The 16,093-nt window shown below is 41.1% G+C and carries 18 protein-coding genes; 8 read left to right on the top strand and 10 right to left on the bottom strand.

What is annotated here, in order from left to right:
• The first annotated feature begins 31 nt into the window (after positions 1-31).
• From CP948_RS00215 to CP948_RS00200, 4 genes are read left to right on the top strand one after another with little or no spacing between them, the layout of a single operon-like run.
• A complete protein-coding gene (locus tag CP948_RS00215) occupies positions 32-892 on the top strand; it encodes a permease (protein ID WP_096599889.1) in 861 nt (286 codons plus the stop codon).
• 25 nt (positions 893-917) lie between these two features.
• Positions 918-1,271: a roadblock/LC7 domain-containing protein gene (locus CP948_RS00210; protein WP_096599886.1), complete on the top strand. Its 354-nt coding sequence runs from the start codon at positions 918-920 to the stop codon at positions 1,269-1,271.
• Positions 1,272-1,281: 10 nt separating this feature from the next.
• Positions 1,282-1,974: a DUF4388 domain-containing protein gene (locus CP948_RS00205; protein ID WP_096599884.1), complete on the top strand. Its 693-nt coding sequence runs from the start codon at positions 1,282-1,284 to the stop codon at positions 1,972-1,974.
• Entirely contained in the window at positions 1,974-2,522 is a 549-nt protein-coding gene (locus tag CP948_RS00200) for a GTP-binding protein (RefSeq protein WP_096599882.1), read from the top strand. The genes CP948_RS00205 and CP948_RS00200 overlap by 1 nt, the downstream gene beginning before the upstream one ends.
• Here CP948_RS00200 and argC read toward each other — a convergent pair.
• From argC to CP948_RS00170, 6 genes are read right to left on the bottom strand one after another with little or no spacing between them, the layout of a single operon-like run.
• Positions 2,519-3,541 (bottom strand): N-acetyl-gamma-glutamyl-phosphate reductase, encoded by a 1,023-nt coding sequence (gene argC, locus CP948_RS00195; protein WP_096599880.1) that lies wholly within the window; start codon positions 3,539-3,541, stop codon positions 2,519-2,521. The two genes, CP948_RS00200 and argC, sit on opposite strands and share 4 nt — an antisense overlap.
• The gene (gene rpsI, locus CP948_RS00190; protein WP_096599878.1) at positions 3,526-3,966 is read right to left on the bottom strand and encodes a 30S ribosomal protein S9; all 441 of its coding nucleotides are present in this window, start codon (positions 3,964-3,966) and stop codon (positions 3,526-3,528) included. The genes argC and rpsI overlap by 16 nt, the downstream gene beginning before the upstream one ends.
• Complete coding sequence (gene rplM / locus CP948_RS00185; RefSeq protein WP_096599876.1) at positions 3,963-4,397, bottom strand: 50S ribosomal protein L13; 435 nt, start codon at positions 4,395-4,397, stop codon at positions 3,963-3,965. Before rplM ends, rpsI begins: the two co-directional genes overlap by 4 nt.
• A gap of 48 nt (positions 4,398-4,445) precedes the next feature.
• On the bottom strand, positions 4,446-5,207 hold the full coding sequence (rph, locus tag CP948_RS00180; RefSeq protein WP_096599874.1) for a ribonuclease PH: 762 nt from the start codon (positions 5,205-5,207) through the stop codon (positions 4,446-4,448).
• Positions 5,204-6,625, bottom strand: a complete 1,422-nt coding sequence (gene atpD / locus CP948_RS00175) for a F0F1 ATP synthase subunit beta (RefSeq protein WP_096599872.1) — start codon at positions 6,623-6,625, stop codon at positions 5,204-5,206. Before atpD ends, rph begins: the two co-directional genes overlap by 4 nt.
• 11 nt (positions 6,626-6,636) lie before the next feature.
• A complete protein-coding gene (locus CP948_RS00170; protein ID WP_096599870.1) occupies positions 6,637-7,506 on the bottom strand; it encodes a F0F1 ATP synthase subunit gamma in 870 nt (289 codons plus the stop codon).
• A 40-nt stretch (positions 7,507-7,546) separates the two neighbouring features.
• Here CP948_RS00170 and lysS point away from each other — a divergent pair, with 40 nt between their 5' ends.
• Complete coding sequence (gene lysS / locus CP948_RS00165; RefSeq protein ID WP_096599868.1) at positions 7,547-9,241, top strand: lysine--tRNA ligase; 1,695 nt, start codon at positions 7,547-7,549, stop codon at positions 9,239-9,241.
• Here lysS and CP948_RS00160 read toward each other — a convergent pair.
• The 3 genes from CP948_RS00160 to CP948_RS00150 are packed head-to-tail and all read right to left on the bottom strand — an operon-like array spanning position 9,210 to position 11,205.
• Positions 9,210-9,602 carry a RidA family protein gene (locus CP948_RS00160; RefSeq protein ID WP_096599866.1) on the bottom strand — a complete coding sequence of 131 codons (393 nt, stop codon included), beginning with the start codon at positions 9,600-9,602 and terminating at the stop codon, positions 9,210-9,212. The genes lysS and CP948_RS00160 overlap by 32 nt on opposite strands.
• Positions 9,599-10,348 carry a YebC/PmpR family DNA-binding transcriptional regulator gene (locus tag CP948_RS00155; protein ID WP_096599864.1) on the bottom strand — a complete coding sequence of 250 codons (750 nt, stop codon included), beginning with the start codon at positions 10,346-10,348 and terminating at the stop codon, positions 9,599-9,601. Before CP948_RS00155 ends, CP948_RS00160 begins: the two co-directional genes overlap by 4 nt.
• A gap of 17 nt (positions 10,349-10,365) precedes the next feature.
• Complete coding sequence (locus CP948_RS00150) at positions 10,366-11,205, bottom strand: YicC family protein (protein WP_245810024.1); 840 nt, start codon at positions 11,203-11,205, stop codon at positions 10,366-10,368.
• Between the two features lie 32 nt (positions 11,206-11,237).
• On the opposite strand from CP948_RS00150, the gene CP948_RS00145 reads away from it, so the two are divergent.
• Genes CP948_RS00145 through CP948_RS00135 form a run of 3 tightly spaced genes read left to right on the top strand, consistent with a single transcriptional unit; the run spans position 11,238 to position 14,958 of the window.
• Entirely contained in the window at positions 11,238-12,077 is an 840-nt protein-coding gene (locus CP948_RS00145; RefSeq protein ID WP_096599860.1) for a DNA adenine methylase, read from the top strand.
• 20 nt (positions 12,078-12,097) lie between these two features.
• Positions 12,098-13,054, top strand: a complete 957-nt coding sequence (locus CP948_RS00140) for an ABC transporter substrate binding protein (RefSeq protein WP_096599858.1) — start codon at positions 12,098-12,100, stop codon at positions 13,052-13,054.
• A complete protein-coding gene (locus CP948_RS00135; protein WP_096599856.1) occupies positions 13,051-14,958 on the top strand; it encodes a sensor histidine kinase in 1,908 nt (635 codons plus the stop codon). The genes CP948_RS00140 and CP948_RS00135 overlap by 4 nt, the downstream gene beginning before the upstream one ends.
• On the opposite strand, the gene argJ is transcribed toward CP948_RS00135, so the two are convergent.
• Complete coding sequence (gene argJ / locus CP948_RS00130) at positions 14,955-16,091, bottom strand: bifunctional glutamate N-acetyltransferase/amino-acid acetyltransferase ArgJ (protein ID WP_096599854.1); 1,137 nt, start codon at positions 16,089-16,091, stop codon at positions 14,955-14,957. The two genes, CP948_RS00135 and argJ, sit on opposite strands and share 4 nt — an antisense overlap.
• Between the last annotated feature and the right edge of the window lie 2 nt (positions 16,092-16,093).

Genomic DNA, 16,093 nt, shown 5'->3' with positions numbered 1-16,093 from the left:
TTTGGAAAAACAGAACTTATTATATAATCCTATGGTAAGCATCGACCTTTTGCTAAATACCTTCTATCGGTATACTCTTGACATCTTCCCTTACTTCATCTTAGCATCGTTCTTAACTTCTCTTATTCAAGCTTATCTAAACCTCAATATACTCAGAAGTATTTTGGGCAATAGCAAGCTTGCACCTCTTTTTACCGCTTCTTTTGGCGCTTTATTGCCCGAGTGTTCGTGTTCCATGATACCTGTGGCACACCTAATAAACAACCTGTCTAAATCTTACTCCCCAGTAATAGCCTATCTTATGGTAGCGCCTATTTTATCACCCATTACTGTCCTGCTAACTTATGGCTTTTTTGGACTTGAGCTTACTGTAATTAGAGTTTTCGGCACTATTATTTTTGCGCTTGTGGTTGCCTACACTGTAGGTATTTTTTTCAAAAAAGAAAAAAACATACATCTGAGATGGGCTTCTAACCAAGATGTTTCCCAAAAAAGGTTTACAGTCTTCTTAAAATCCCTTAGGTACAACCTACTTTTTACTGGAAGATATATACTGACAGGTATAGCTATTGCTTCTATGATAAAAGCCTTGGTCCCAACTCATGTAGCAAGTTATGTAGCAGGTAGTCCTCTTTCTTATCCTCTCATCTCTCTTGTATCCACACCTATATATGTCTGCTCCGGTGAAGATGTTCCTATAGCAAAAGCTCTCACACATATAGGTTTTACTCATGGTAATGCTTTAACCTTCATGCTTGCGTCCAGTGGAACATGTTTGCCTACCATCTTTGCAGTTAAAAGTTTCTTACCGATAAGAATCATTTTTATTTATGTTCTGTCGTGGTTCATCTTTTCCAGTTTACTTGGTTTTATATTTGATTTATTATTTTGATATACTATAAAAATAGGAGGGAAATATGGACAAGTACATGCAGGTACTTCAGGAACTTATAAAAAACACTGGTTTGGAAGGTGCTTCGCTTGTGTCCGCAGACGGTCTTCCCATATCTTCTGTGTTAAAGCCTGGACTCGAAGAAGACAGGATAGCAGCTATGAGCGCGGCTATTCTGTCTCTTGGCGAGAGAGTATCGGAAGAGCTTGCAAAGGGGGGGCTTGAGCAGATAACCATAAAGGGGGAAAATGGATATGTTATACTTACGGGTGTAGGTCATGATGCGGTTATGGTAGTTCTTGCAGATAACAATGCTAAACTTGGACTTTTGCTAATGGAGATAAAAAAGGCACAAGAGAGACTGAAGGCACTCATATAAAAGGGGAATTATGGCACTTACAGGGGATTTAAGCACTTTTAGTTTTGTGGACATCTTCCAGATACTTGCAAGAGACAAAAGAAGCGGTATCCTGCTTGTAGAATGGACAGATATGACTGTAGCTTACTATGTTAAAGAAGGGGAAATAGTTTTTGCAAGGCCTGTTGACAGGGTCTTCAGAGTTTATGCGGAAAGAGATTTTGATAACCTCATAGATAAGCTCAGAATCTCTAAGGAAAACCTACCAAAAACCATAGAGCGTTTTTTGATTACCAAACTCGGTAGCAAAGAAGGCGTTTTTTCCTTCACACCGGGATTTATAAGATACAATTCGGACATCCCCGTTAATTACCCCATAGAAAAACTCATAATGATAGCATCAAGAACACTTACACCTGAGGAGGTAGAGAGAAAAATATCAGACGAGCTCTTGACCTTTGAGAGGTCTCAGGACTACATGGAAAAAATACGCAAAGCTGAGCTAACGAGGGAAGAGGAAAAGGTGCTTATGCTCGTTGACGGAGAGAGGAGCGTTATGGACATAAGACGCGAATCTGGACTGGACAACTTAACCGTGGACAGAACCCTTTACGGACTTTTGGCACTAAGCGCTATAAAGAGAAAGAGGAGAGAGAAAAAGCAAAAACCTTCTATCACCCTTGAACTGCTTGCAAAGATCATAGAGAGGATAAAGGAGCTGTGATGAAGCCCATAAAGAAGATAAAGATAGTTGTTGCTGGACCTTTTGCAGCAGGGAAAACACAGTTCATAAACACTGTCAGCGAGATAAAGACTGTGAAGACAGAAAGAAGGACGCAAGCGGTAGGAGAGAGAAATGTGAAAGACTACACCACGGTAGCTATGGACTTTGGGAAGATTAGGATAGATGACGAGCATGAGCTTTACCTTTTTGGCACACCTGGACAGTCAAGGTTTGACTTTATGTGGGAGATACTGGGTGAAGGTGCTCTTGGAATTATCATTCTTGTAGATAGCACAGACCCTTCTACCTTCCACGAAGCTAGAAGAATCATAAACTTCTTCCAATCAAGATTTCCAGTACCTATAGTGGTAGGTGCGAACAAACAAGACCTCCCTAATGCGTGGTCTCCAGAGGATGTAAGGACTGCCCTTGACATAGATGAAGAGGAGGGTATTCCTGTGCTTGCAGTTTCTGCAATTGATAAGGAAAGCGTTAAAAACACTCTACTCACCCTTTTGAACATAATAAAGGAAGAACTCCTCCATTAAGGAAAGAGCGCTGGCTTTTCTATGCTTGTAGCTTCATCCATTCCAAGCATAATGTTCATGTTTTGGATAGCCTGTGATGATGCACCCTTACCAAGGTTGTCAATAACAGTTATGATAACAGCGGTTTGAGTCCTTTCTTCGTAGTAGGGATAAATAAGGCATAGGTTTGTCCCTATTACATGTTTGGTTGCTGGAGGTTCGTGAATAATTTTTACAAACTTCTCACAAAGATAAGTTTCCTCAAATAAATCCTTCAGGCGTTTCTCTGAAGTCTGTACATAAAGGCTACATAACATGCCTCTTGATGCAGGTATTACTTTGGGAGTAAACCTTATCTTCACACTTTTTCCTGATATTTTTGTTATAACATCTTCCATTTCAGGTACATGTCTGTGTTTCTCTACAGAGTATGCCATGATGTTTTGCTCCATCTCAGGATAGTGAAAGTGTTGTGCAGTCTTTCTTCCTGCTCCGGACACACCAGAGATGGCGTCCACTATAACTCTGTCCAAGTTTATCCCTTCTTTAAGAAATGGGTAAAGTCCCAAAAGTGTAGCGGTAGGATAGCATCCAGGATTAGCTACAAGCGTTGCATTTTTTATACTGTCTCTGAAAACTTCTGGAAGGCCATAAACCGCAAGCTTTAGAGTCTCTTCGTGTACATGTTCAAATCCGTAGAACTCTGGATAAAGCTCTTTCTTACTGATCCTATAAGCTCCAGAAAGATCTATAACTTTTTTACCCTTTTTTATTAGCTCAGGCACCAGGTTGAGGGATATTTCGTGAGGAAGACACAGAAAAGCTAAATCAAAGTCCTCTTGAGGTTCTTCGGTGAGGGGAATTTTTGAAAGGTAAGTATTAAAAAAAGAGGGCAGTACATCAGAAAGGTATCTTCCTGCATAAGTCCTTGAGAGAACAGAAACCACCTTTACATAAGGGTGTTGGGACAGGTATCTGAGGAGTTCTATACCTGTGTATCCTGTAGCACCATAAACACATACTCTTAACGCTTGCTCCATCTGTAGCCTTTTCTGGCTTTCATAAGTCCATACTTCTTTCTTTCTTTCTCTCTTGCGTCCCTTCTAAGGAGTCCAGCCTTTTTGAGGGTTTGCCTGAGGTCTGGATTGTATTTAAGTAGGGCTTTTGCTATACCATACATTATGGCTTCTGCTTGTCCAGAAATGCCTCCACCTTCCACCGTTGCGTATATACCGAATTTACCATTAAGGTTTGTGAGCTTGAGGGGATAAAGTACTTTGCTAAATAAACTTTCTCTTTGCAAATAATCCTTCATAAGGAACTCTTTTCCACTGTCTTTTGCCTTGACTATCATCTTATCAGTGTCTTTAAGAAGCCAAACCCTTGCTATGCTCTCTTTTCTTCTGCCTGTGCCGTAGTACGCATTGTCAAAGCCTATACGAAAATCTTTTAACTTTGTGATCATCCTTTAACCTCCAAAGGTTGTGGTTTTTGCGCTTGATGTGGATGATCAGTACCACGATACACTTTTAGTCTTTTTAGCATCCTGTGTCCTAACCTGTTTTTGGGAAGCATCCTTTTAACCGCAAGCCTAATAACTTCTTCTGGTTTGTTTTCAAGCATCCACCTGAGGGAACGCACTTTTAAACCCCCAGGATAGTTGGTGTGAAAGCTGTAAGTTTTTTGCTCTAACTTTTTTCCTGTCACTTTTATCTTTTCTGCATTTAACACTATTACAAAGTCTCCACAATCCACATCAGGCTGGTAGTAAGGCTTGTGTTTCCCTCTCAAGATCTTTGCCAACTCAGATGCAAGCCTTCCCAAGGTTTTACTTTCTGCATCTACAACCCACCATGTTCTTTCCACATCTTGAGGTCTAACTCTATAGGTCTTCATCTTTCAACTCCTTCTTTCTTTCATTATTAAAAAATTATACTAAAAAAATTATAGCCTTGCTTCCTTTATGTTCTTCTTACGCCATATACCTGCGTTTATTTCGTAAAAGGCTTTCTGAAGCTCTACAAGTTGAGATATGCCATCAAGAGCTAAAGATAGCATTTTATCAAACTCATCTCTTGTGAAAGTGTTCTCCTCACCTAAAGCCTGTATCTCCGATATACTGCCAGTGCCTGTGGCTACAACATTCATATCTACCTTTGCACTTGAATCTTCCTCATAGTTAAGGTCCAAAAGGATCTGCCCTTCCACTATACCTACACTTACTGACGCTACAAAGTCCTTTATGGGTGTAGAGATTAGAATACCTTCGTTATAGAGCTTTATAACTGCATCTGCAAGAGCTACAAAGGCACCAGTTATGGAAGCGGTTCTTGTGCCACCGTCTGCCTGTATCACATCACAATCTATCCAAAAGGTTCTCTCACCAACCTTTGTAAGGTCAAGAGCTGTTCTCATAGCTCTTCCTATCATACGCTGTATCTCGTGAGTTCTACCGCTTATCCTTCCTTGAACGGACTCCCTTATGTTTCTGGTGGCAGTTGCTCTGGGTAGCATGGCGTACTCTGCGGTAATCCACCCCTGCCCTTTTCCTTTTAGGAAAGGTGGTACTCCATCTTGCACGGATACAGTGCATATAACCTTTGTATTTCCAAACTCAACAAGACACGACCCTTCGGGATGCTGTAGGTAGTCCCTGACGATCCTTATGGGTCTGAGTTCGTTAGGTTTTCTTCCGTCTTTCCTCAAACCTTTGCTCCAAGAGCTTTGGCTTTCTCAACTACTTCCTCTATGGTTCCTACCATATAGAAAGCCATCTCGGGAAGATGGTCATACTTACCAGTGAGAATCTCTTTAAAACTCCTAATGTTGTCCTCTAACCTTACATACTTTCCTGGCATGCCGGTAAACTGCTCCGCTACATGGAAAGGTTGAGCCAAAAATCTCTGAATTCTTCTTGCCCTACCTACTATGGCTTTGTCTTCTTCGGAGAGTTCTTCCATACCCAGTATGGCAATGATCTCCTGAAGCTCCTTGTATCTTTGCAGTATCCTCTTTACTTCCATAGCTACCGTATAGTGTTCTTCACCTACAAACTCAGGAGCTAAGTACTTGGATGTGGATTCAAGGGGATCAACTGCAGGATATATGCCAAGCTCTGCAAGTCTTCTGGCAAGGACTGTTGTAGCATCAAGGTGAGCAAAAACGGAGTAAGGAGCTGGGTCCGTGATGTCGTCAGCAGGCACATAGACCGCCTGTATGGAGGTAAGAGATCCCTTCTTGGTGGAGGTGATCCTCTCCTGAACTTCTCCTACGTCCGTGTTGAGCGTGGGTTGGTATCCTACAGCGGAAGGGAGTCTTCCTAAGAGTGTGGAAACCTCTGAACCCGCCTGAACGAATCTAAAGATGTTGTCTATGAAAACCAAAACGTCCTGACCTTCTACATCTCTGAAGTACTCCGCCATGGTTATACCTGTTTGGGCAACCCTAAAACGCACGCCTGGTGGTTCGTTCATCTGCCCATAAACCATCACCGTATAAGGAAGAACTCCCGACTCTTTCATTTCATGCCAAAGGTCATTTCCTTCTCTCGTCCTTTCCCCCACGCCTATAACTACTGAAAAACCTTTGTGGAATTTAGCTATGTTGTGTATGAGCTCTTGCATAAGCACCGTTTTACCAACTCCTGCACCGCCAAAGAGACCTACTTTTCCACCCTTCACATAAGGTTCAAGGAGGTCTACCACCTTTATGCCCGTTTCTAATATCTCCACTTTTGTGGACTGCTCTTCAAGGGGTGGGGGTTCTCTAAACATGGGCCAGTACTCTTCCGCCTTTACCTCTCCTGCTTCGTCAATGGGTTGCCCCACCACATTGAATATCCTTCCCAGGGTAGCTCTTCCTACGGGCACCTTTATGGGACCACCAAGATACTCTACTTCCTGACCCCTTACCAGTCCGTCAGTAGCACCCATAGCAATGCATCTTACCCTTCTTTCGCCTATGTGCTGAGCCACCTCAAGGTATAGGTCCTCTTCCGCCCAGTTTCCCCTATCGTCAATAAAGCGCCTTCTTGTTTTAAGTCCGTGCCTTACGGGTGGAAGGTTTTCACCTTCAAACTCTACGTCAATAACCGCTCCAATAATTTGTACCATCTTTCCCTTCATATCTTTCCTCCTTACTTCATAGCTTCTACCGCATTAACTATATCAATAAGCTCAGAAGTTATAGCTTCCTGTCTTGCTTTGTTGAAAATAAGTGTCCATGTTCTTATGATCTCATCTGCGTTCCTTGTAGCATTATCCATAGCCACCATCCTCGCAAAGTGCTCAGCAGCGTTAGACTCCACCATAGCCCTGTATATCTGGTAATTCAAGTAAAGGTCTATAAGTTTGCTGATAAACTCTTCTTTATCCACTTCAAACTCGTAAATTCCGTAGTCCTCACCTTTGCTTTCTGGCTTTTCAAAAGGTAAGAAGGTGCGCACCACGGGTTTGTAGCTTACCCTGGTGATCATCTCGTTGTTTATAAGATAAACCGCATCCGTCTCTCTGTTTGCGTATCTTTCCCTTACCATCTGTCCCACTTCCTTGACCACAGAGAAGTTTATCTCTTTTCTAAAGACCTCTTCGTAGCCCTTTATGATGGGATAGTCCCTTTTGGAAAAGTGCTGATAGCCTTTCCTTCCTATCAATATAAGGCTCACATTCACACCAGAAGACACTTTTTCCTTTATGAGCTCCTCCGTTCTCTTTATAACATTAGAGTTAAAAGCTCCCGCAAGACCTCTATCTGCGGTAATGAGAATTATGTCCGCTCTCCTTTCCTGTCTTCTCTCAAGAAGGTGGTGCGTTTGGGAGTCTATGTGAGCAGATAGGTCTCTTATGACATCGTAGAGTTTTTCAGAGTAAGGTCTTGAAGCGTAGAGAAGTTCCTGTGCCCTTCTGAGCTTTGCTGCGGACACCACTTTCATAGCGTTGGTGATTCTTCTGGTGTTCTTTATACCCTGTATCTTTCTTCTTATGTCTCTTGGTGATAACTTAGGCATGTGAAAGATTATAGCACAACTTTTGTTATAATGCTAAGGAATGGAGCAAGAAAGGCTCAAAAAGCTTGAAAAAATAAAAGAACCCTATCCACACAAGTTTGAGGTAAGCCATTTTATAGGTGAAATAAGACAGATGTTTGAGAAAGACCCTACAGGAGAAGAGGTAAGCGTAAGGGGCATTGTCAAGAGAGTATCTAAGATAGAGGATGGATTTTTGGTAAGGCTTAGTGATGAGGAAGGAGTGGAGATACTTGCCATAACGGAGCATTCTCTAAAACAGGGCGAGGTTTATAATCTCAAGGGAAAGCTCGTAAGGAATGAGGGAAAGCTCACTCTTGAGTCTGCTGAACCATCAGATAGTCCCACAACCACAATAAAAGACATAAAGATCACATACGATTTTGATCCTAACTTCTATCAGATATCTGTGGCAGGGAGGCTTGTCTCTCTCAGAAGTATGGGAAAAGCCATATTTGGACACCTTCAGGATGCCACAGGAAGGATACAGATATACATAAAAAAGGACATAGTGGGAGATGATAAGTTTCAGGCTTTTGATGATCTTTTTGATGTGGGGGACATAGTGGGAGTAAAGGGTAAGCTCTTTAGGACCAACACGGGAGAGCTAACTGTTGAGGTCAATGATTTTAAGATGTTAGCAAAGAGCCTAAGACCCCTTCCAGAAAAGTGGCATGGACTCAAAGACGTGGAAGTAAGATACAGACAGAGGTATTTGGACCTTATATCCAACGAAAGGGCGCGCAAAATAACTATTCTCAGAAGTAGGCTTATTTCAGAGATAAGAAGATTTCTTGATGAGAGGGGATTTATAGAAGTAGAAACACCCATCTTGCAACCTGTAGCATCTGGAGCTAATGCCAAACCCTTCATCACTTACCACAACTACCTTGAGCAAAATCTTTACCTTAGAATAGCACCAGAGCTTTATCTAAAAAGGTTAATAGTGGGAGGCTTCAACAGGGTTTATGAGCTTGGTAAAAACTTCAGAAATGAAGGCGTGGATACAACACACAACCCAGAATTTACCATGCTTGAGTTTTACTGTGCTTACTGGGACTACAAGGACCTTATCAAGTTTACGGAAGAGCTTTTCTCTCACCTTCTTAACAGGCTCTTGGGCACTCTCAAGATAACCTATCAGGGCATTACTCTTGACTTTACACCCCCTTATAAGGTGGTTAGATACTTTGACCTGCTCAAAGAGAAAACAGGAAAGGACAAGGAGTTCTTCCTCAGAGACATTGAGGGTCTTAGAAAGCTCGCTATAGAAATAGGCGTGCCAAAAGCAGAAACACTGACTCACGCAAAACTTCTTGACAAGGTGTTTGACCTTCTTGTAGAAGATGAGCTCATTGGTCCCGTTTTTGTTATAGACTTTCCTAAGATACTCTCCCCCTTGGCAAAGACCCACAGAGAAGACACTGACCTTGTGGAAAGGTTTGAGCTTTTCGTAGCAGGCAGGGAGATAGCTAACGCTTACACAGAGCTCAACGACCCAATAGAGCAAAGAAGTAGGTTCTTAGAACAGTTAAAAGAGAAAGAGATGGGAGATGAAGAAGCCATGCAGATGGACGAAGACTTTATCATAGCCTTGGAACACGGCATGCCCCCTACCGCAGGAGAAGGCATAGGCATAGACAGATTGGTCATGCTATTGGCAGATGTGGATTCTATAAGGGAGGTTATTCTTTTCCCTGCCCTAAGACAGCGATAATGTCCATCTCTACATATGCACCCATAGGAAGGCTGTTTACACCCACTGTGGTCCTTGCAGGTTTAACCTCAACATCTTTGAAAAAATCCTCATACAAAGCATTCAGCTGTGGAAAAAGGGAAAGATCTGTTATGTAGATGCTCACTTTGGCAATGTTCTTTTTGTCTGCGCCAGCGCTCCTTAGTATGGCATCTATGTTAGTAAATATCTGTTTTACCTGTTCTTCAAAGGTCTCCCTGAGCCTGCCCATCTTTGGGTCTATGCCAATCTGTCCCGATACAAACAGTAAATTACCGTGTATTACAGCCTGTGAGTAAGGACCTACGGGCTTAGGTGCTTCCCGTGTATGTATCTTTTTCATGCGGATTCCTTTAGAACTTCTTCCGGTATGTCAAAGTTAGATATAACCATCTGCACATCATCAAGGTCATCTAAGGCATCAAGTAGTTTTATGAGCCTTTTGGCTGTTTCTGGGTCTGTTATCTGAACTGTGCTTAAGGGTTTGTAGTTTATGCTTGCGTTTTCCACAGGTATGCCCCATCTGGACAGACTGTCTTTGACAGTGTATAACATCTCAGGCTTTGTGTACACTATGTAATGAGTATCTCCTGTTTGAATGTCTTCAGCTCCTGCTTCTATAGCTTTTTCGTAAAGTTCATCCTCGGAGACGCTTTCTTTGGGAATTTCCATGTACCCTACCCTTTCAAACATGTAGGATACGCACCCCGAAGAGCCAAGGTTCCCTCCGTACTTAGAAAAGGTGTGTCTTATCTCTGCGGTAGTCCTATTTCTGTTGTCAGTAGCGGCAAGCACCATTATGGCTGCCCCTCCCGGACCGTATCCTTCGTAAAGAACCTCTTCGTAGGTTTCACCTCCGAGCTCTCCCGCACCCTTTTTTATTGCTCTCTCTATTGTTTCCATAGGCATATTAACTTTTCTTGCGTTTTCTATAGCTGTTCTGAGCCTAGGATTGGATTCCGGGTTTGGACCTCCTTCCCTAACCGCAACAGTTATCTCTCTGATTAGTTTGCTAAAAAGCCTACCCCTTTGTGCATCAATCTTAGCCTTCTTATGCTTTATTTGAGCCCAATGACTGTGTCCTGCCATAGGTTAATATTATATTCTCATTCTACATTTGCGACCTGTTGTTTTAGTCTATCTATTTCAGACTTTATCTCCACTACTACCTGAGAAAACTCAGGCAGTTTATTCCCAAGGGTGTTTATCTCTCTGTGCATTTCTTGTAATACAAAATCCAGCTTTCTACCTACTTCTCCTTCTGAGTTCAGAAGAGACTTTATCTTTTGCAGGTGCGACTTTATTCTAGTTATCTCCTCATCTACATCTATCCTTGAGAGAATAAAGGTAATCTCACTTAGCACCGTATGGTGTGTATCGGGAAGCCCAAGCTCCTTAGCTTTTTCAATTACCCTGTTTTTAATAAGGTTTAAAACCTCTTCCTTTTGCCTTTCTATGCTCTCTAAAAAGCTCTCTATTCTGCGTATTCTCACTTCCATGTCTTCCTTTAGGTGTTGTCCTTCTTCCTTTCTGCTTCTTATAAGGTCATTCAAAGCAGATTGCAAAGATGCGTAAAGACAATCTTCAAGCTGCGGGCTTAACTCTTCCATAGTTCTTTCGGAATGTTTCCAAGCTATCTGGAATATGGTATCGTCCATAAGCTTAAGTCCAAGCTCTTTTGCTATGATCTTTATCATTTCAGCGTTCAAAAGAATTTTCCCTATATCCACAGGAGTTTCTGCTTTTTTGGGTGTTATGTCAATTTGAACAGAGACGGTGCCTCTGGCGATGAAATCTCTTATGAGCTTTCTTATGCTCATCTCTATAGGTGATAGGTTATAATTGGACTTTATAAATATGTCCAAACCTCTTGAGTTTACGCTTTTTATGAGGGTTGATACTTTCCAGCTTTCGTTTTCGCATACAGCTTTTCCTACTCCTGTCATGCTTTGCATGTCTCTTATATTAACATAACTATATGAACAAACACGCAGTGATTAAGCAGTTGGTAAAACCTAAACCTTTTGTTAAGTGGGCTGGTGGAAAAAGACAATTAATTAAGGTGTTAATTAATAACTTACCACCTTCGTTCAACAGATACATAGAGCCTTTTGTTGGTGGTGGTGCATTGCTATTTGAGGTTTTACCCCACAAAGCCATTATCAACGACATAAATACAGAACTTATAAACGCCTACAGGGTAATAAGAGATAACATAGATGCACTCATTGAAAATCTAAAAAAACATAAAAACGAAGAAGAATACTACTACAAGATAAGGTCTTTAGATCCTGAGAAATTATCTGCTGTGGAAAGGGCAAGTAGGTTTATTTACCTGAACAAAACATGCTTCAATGGACTTTATAGAGAAAACTCAAAGGGTAAATTTAATGTTCCCTTTGGGAGGCATAAAAATCCTAAAATTTTAGATGAAGAAAATTTAAGGGCTGTCTCTGAATACTTAAACACCGCAGAAATTTCCATACTAAATTTGGATTATAAAGAAGTTTGTAAGTTGGCGGAAAAAGGGGATTTTGTTTATTTAGACCCACCTTACTATCCCATATCAAAAAGCTCCTCTTTCACCAGATACCACAAACTTAATTTTACTGAAAGAGATCAGATGGAATTGACAAAAGTTTTTAGAGAGTTGGACAGAAAGGGCTGTTATGTTATGCTATCTAACTCCAACACAGAATTCATAAGAGAGCTCTATAAGGAATATGATATTTGGGAAGTATCCGCAAACAGATTCATTAACTGCAAAGGTGATAAAAGAGAAAAGGCAAATGTAGAGGTTTTAATCAAGAACTACTGAATGAAATTATATTTTACCTTATGAGGGTTTTCATACTCTTCTTATTACTTCTTTCACTCTTTTCGTGTTCAAAAGACGAGAAAAAAATAGCCATACTTATATCTGGTGAAGGAAGAATGAGCAAGGTAGAAGGTTTTAAGGATGGGCTAAGAGCACTGGGGATTAAAGATGTAGAGTTTGACCTTTATACTGGAGACAACAATCTAAAGAAGCTTGAAGAGAAGGCTATTGAGATAATAAACAGGCTTGACGAGTATAGCATGATAGCAGTAGGGGGAAGCATAGAAGCTTATTACCTGAAAAAACTAAAGCCAGACATGAAAAAGCCCGTAGTCATTATGGGAGGTACAGCCATAAAGACTTGGGGCCTTACGGAGAGCCTTAGCAGACCCTCTTACAATATAACTGGTGTGGACAACCTTAACGCGGAGCTTATGGAAAAAAGGATGGAGATACTCCACAAACTCTTTCCAAGCATAAAAAAGGTGGTAGTTTTTTGTACGCCTCAGTTTGAAGCCTCAAAGGTAGCAACAAAGATAACTGTAAAGGCAGGGGAGAAGTACGGCGTAAAGGTAGTTCCCATATCTGTCAGGGATGCTCTTGATTTGGAGTATGTGATAAGTCATATGAAAGAGGACGGATTTGATGGCATAGTGATAACTCCCTGTTTTTATACAGAAAACTTTCTGACTTCTTACATACTTCAGTATGCAAGTTTCTATCAGCTACCTGTCTTTTGCCTATCACCTGAACAGGCAAAGAAGGGTTGCACTGTAGCTTATGGAAGCTCTGGTTATCAGCAAGGATATCAAGCATCTTTCATAGCTTACAGACTGTTAAAGGGTGAACAAGTCAAAAATGTGCCTTTTGAAAAAGTAAGAGACATAAAGCTCGTTGTGAACGAAAGATCCCTCAGGGAACAGGGAGTGCAGTACAACTCTGCCATACTATCCTTTGCGGATCAGATGATCCGATGAGGATGAGTTTAAGAACCAAGATACTTCTACTTTTTACCTTTGTGCTTACTGTTCAGGTAATATCATACTTTCATCACTTTTATGTTCTTAAGCAGGAGCTCATACAAAGGTGGAAAGAAGAAGCAAATGTGCTTGTCAGCATCATGTCAGATAAACTAAGTTCTCTCTTAGAAGAAAAAGTCAGTCAGATAAACACCCTCACTGCCAAGTACGAAAGGTTAGGGCTAAGTCCCGAAGAGGTCTTGTGGCGCTTATCTGGGGATATAGCTGGCGTTTCTGAAGGGGCTTTCTATGATACTTCTGGTAGACTTTTAGCTTTTTCAAGTAGATTAAAAACTGTGCCTGAGTTTGAAAAACAACTAAGCTCGCTTCTGGAAAGAGTAGAAAAGGTAGGATACTACAAGGACAGCTATGGGGAGCTCTATGTGAGGATCAAAGTACCAGACTTCCAAGACAATGTATTCAAGGGTTTTTATGTTGTGAGTATAAACCTGAACAGTCTTTTGAAAGATGTGTATTCTTTGAGCATTCAAAATGCTAACCTTTACCTTCTGGATAGCTTTGGAAGGACTCTTTTGAGCCTGCAACACGCAGTTAGCAAAGATACCTTAAGAGCTACTAGTCCCGTAAAAGGTACTGACTGGACATTAGTACTTGAAGAGCCTTACCAAACTGTTTTAGAACCAGCTTACCAGTTTTTGTTGAGAGCTTTGCTATTTGGATTACTGAGCACTACAGGAGTAGGAGTTATAGTCTTTTTAGTAATAAGGCGCATATTCAAACCCCTTGACAGACTAAAAGAAAGTCTTCTTGATTGGAATGAAAAGAGGCGTATAAGCTTGCAAGGAAGTGATGAAATAGGTATGCTTTCTAAAACTTTTGAGGAGCTTGTAAACCGCTTAGAAAGAGAAAAAGAAGTTTACATGAAGATATTCAACGGTTCTGTGGACGGTATGCTACTTGTAAGCAAAGATGGTAAGATAAAGAGAGTAAACAAGAGCTTTTTAGAGAGATATTCTGTAAAGGAAGAAGAAGTAGTAGGCAAGAATATATCACAGTTTTTAGAACACAGTTCCCATCAAACCCTCTTCATTCCTGAGGCACTTCTGACTATAGGGGGTAAAAGGTATGTGGTGAATATTTGCACAGTACCTATAAATGTAGAAGACGGGGAGTTCCTTCTTTACCAGATAAGAGACATAACGGAGAAAAAAGAGCTTGAGCTTATTCTTTACAGAACATCCAAACTATCCTTTGCAGGAGAGATCGCATGCTGTATAGCTCACCAGCTTAATAATCCTCTTGCTTCCATACTTGTTTACGCGGAATACATACACAACACTGTCCAAGATGAGAAACTAAGGGAGAAGGCAGGCATAATAATGAGGCAGGCACTCAAAAGTGCAGAGACAGTAAAAAAACTTCTGGATATGGCAAAAGTTTTTGATGGGAAACCTCAAGAGATAAACCCGTACGATATTACCAGGGAAGTTATAGAACTTTTGTCCTTCAAAGCAAGAAGGAAGAGAGTAAGCCTTGAGTTTACTGCTGATATAGACGCGCATGTGGGGATGATGTGTTCTTCGTGGAAATTGGAGCAAGTTCTTATAAATGTCATAGAAAATGCTATAGATGCTTCTCAACAAGGTCAAAAGGTGGAGATTAAACTAAAGTCGGAAAACTCATGCTTTGTTTGGACAGTAAGGGACTATGGCGAGGGTATACCAGAAGAAGACCTTCAAAAGGTATTTGAGCCCTTCTATACTACCAAGAAAGAAGGTACGGGTCTTGGTCTTTCCCTTGTGAAGAGGTTTTTGGATGACATGAAGGGTAGCATCAGTATGCACAACACATCACAGGGTTTAGAGGTGGTAATAAGCTTACCTTCAAAAACTCAGTGCTAAGTAGTGTATTCTGCGTTGATTTTTATGTATTCGTAAGAAAGGTCTGAAGTATAATAAGTCCAACTTTCTTTACCTTCCATAAGATCAAGCACTATCTCAATCTCCTTGTTTTCTTCCATATACCTTTTGGCACTTTGGACCGCTTTGAGGTGTGGTTTTCCGTCGTAAACTAGGTGATTGCCTATATAAAGCTTTAGCTTAAACTGATCTATAGGAAATGCGGTGGAGCCTGCTGAGGCTAATATCCTACCCCAGTTGGGATCTCTACCAAAGACTGCGGTCTTTACAAGATTTGAAAGGGCTATCTTTTCCGCTATAGTTCTGGCTTTTAGTTCAAGAGATGCGTTTTTGACAACCACCTTTATTATCCTTGTTGCTCCTTCACCATCCTCCACTATCTTTTTGGCAAGGTCTAAAGATACTTGATGAAGTGCTTGTCTGACCTTTTCAAGATCCTCTTTTATAACTCCAAGGCTTATTATTCCAAAACTATCATTAGTGCTGGTGCACCCATCAACGCTTATGGAATTAAAGGTCCTTTCAGTTATTTCTTTGTGCAATTGGTTTAGGGTGAAGGGATCAAGATCTGCATTAATAAAGATAAAGGCTAACATGGTTGCCATGTTGGGATGTATCATACCCGCACCTTTTGCAAAGCCATAGACTTCAAGTAGTCCCGTCTTTACAAAAGTATACTTAGGAAAGCTGTCTGTGGTAGAGATCACTTCGCTGGCTCTCTTTATGTCCAAAGGCTCAAGCACATTGCAGGCATCATCAATTGCTTTTAGGACATTATCTATGGGTAGAGGTTTGCCTATAACTCCTGTGGAAAACACAAGTACCTGATCCTCTTCAATATCAAGGTTCTCCGCAGTCCTCTTTGCCATAAGCTCTGCGTGGATTATTCCTTCCTTACCCACACCACAGTTTGCGTTACCGCTGTTTATTACAATAGCTCTAACTACTCTACTTTTTTCAAGCACCTTCTGGGAATATATGACACTTCCTGCTTTGAAGTGATTGTTTGTAAAAAGGAAGGAAGCATTGCATGCCTGAGGAAGGAGCACCACAAGTAAGTCAGGTTTGCCTTCCCTTTTTAGTCCTGCCTTTCCTACTCCCATTAAAACTTGCATAG

The sequence above is a fragment of the Hydrogenobacter hydrogenophilus genome (genome assembly GCF_900215655.1).
GTDB lineage: Bacteria > Aquificota > Aquificia > Aquificales > Aquificaceae > Hydrogenobacter > Hydrogenobacter hydrogenophilus.
The sequence above is the reverse complement of the archived record's forward strand: the minus strand, read 5'-3'. Positions and strand labels throughout refer to the sequence as shown.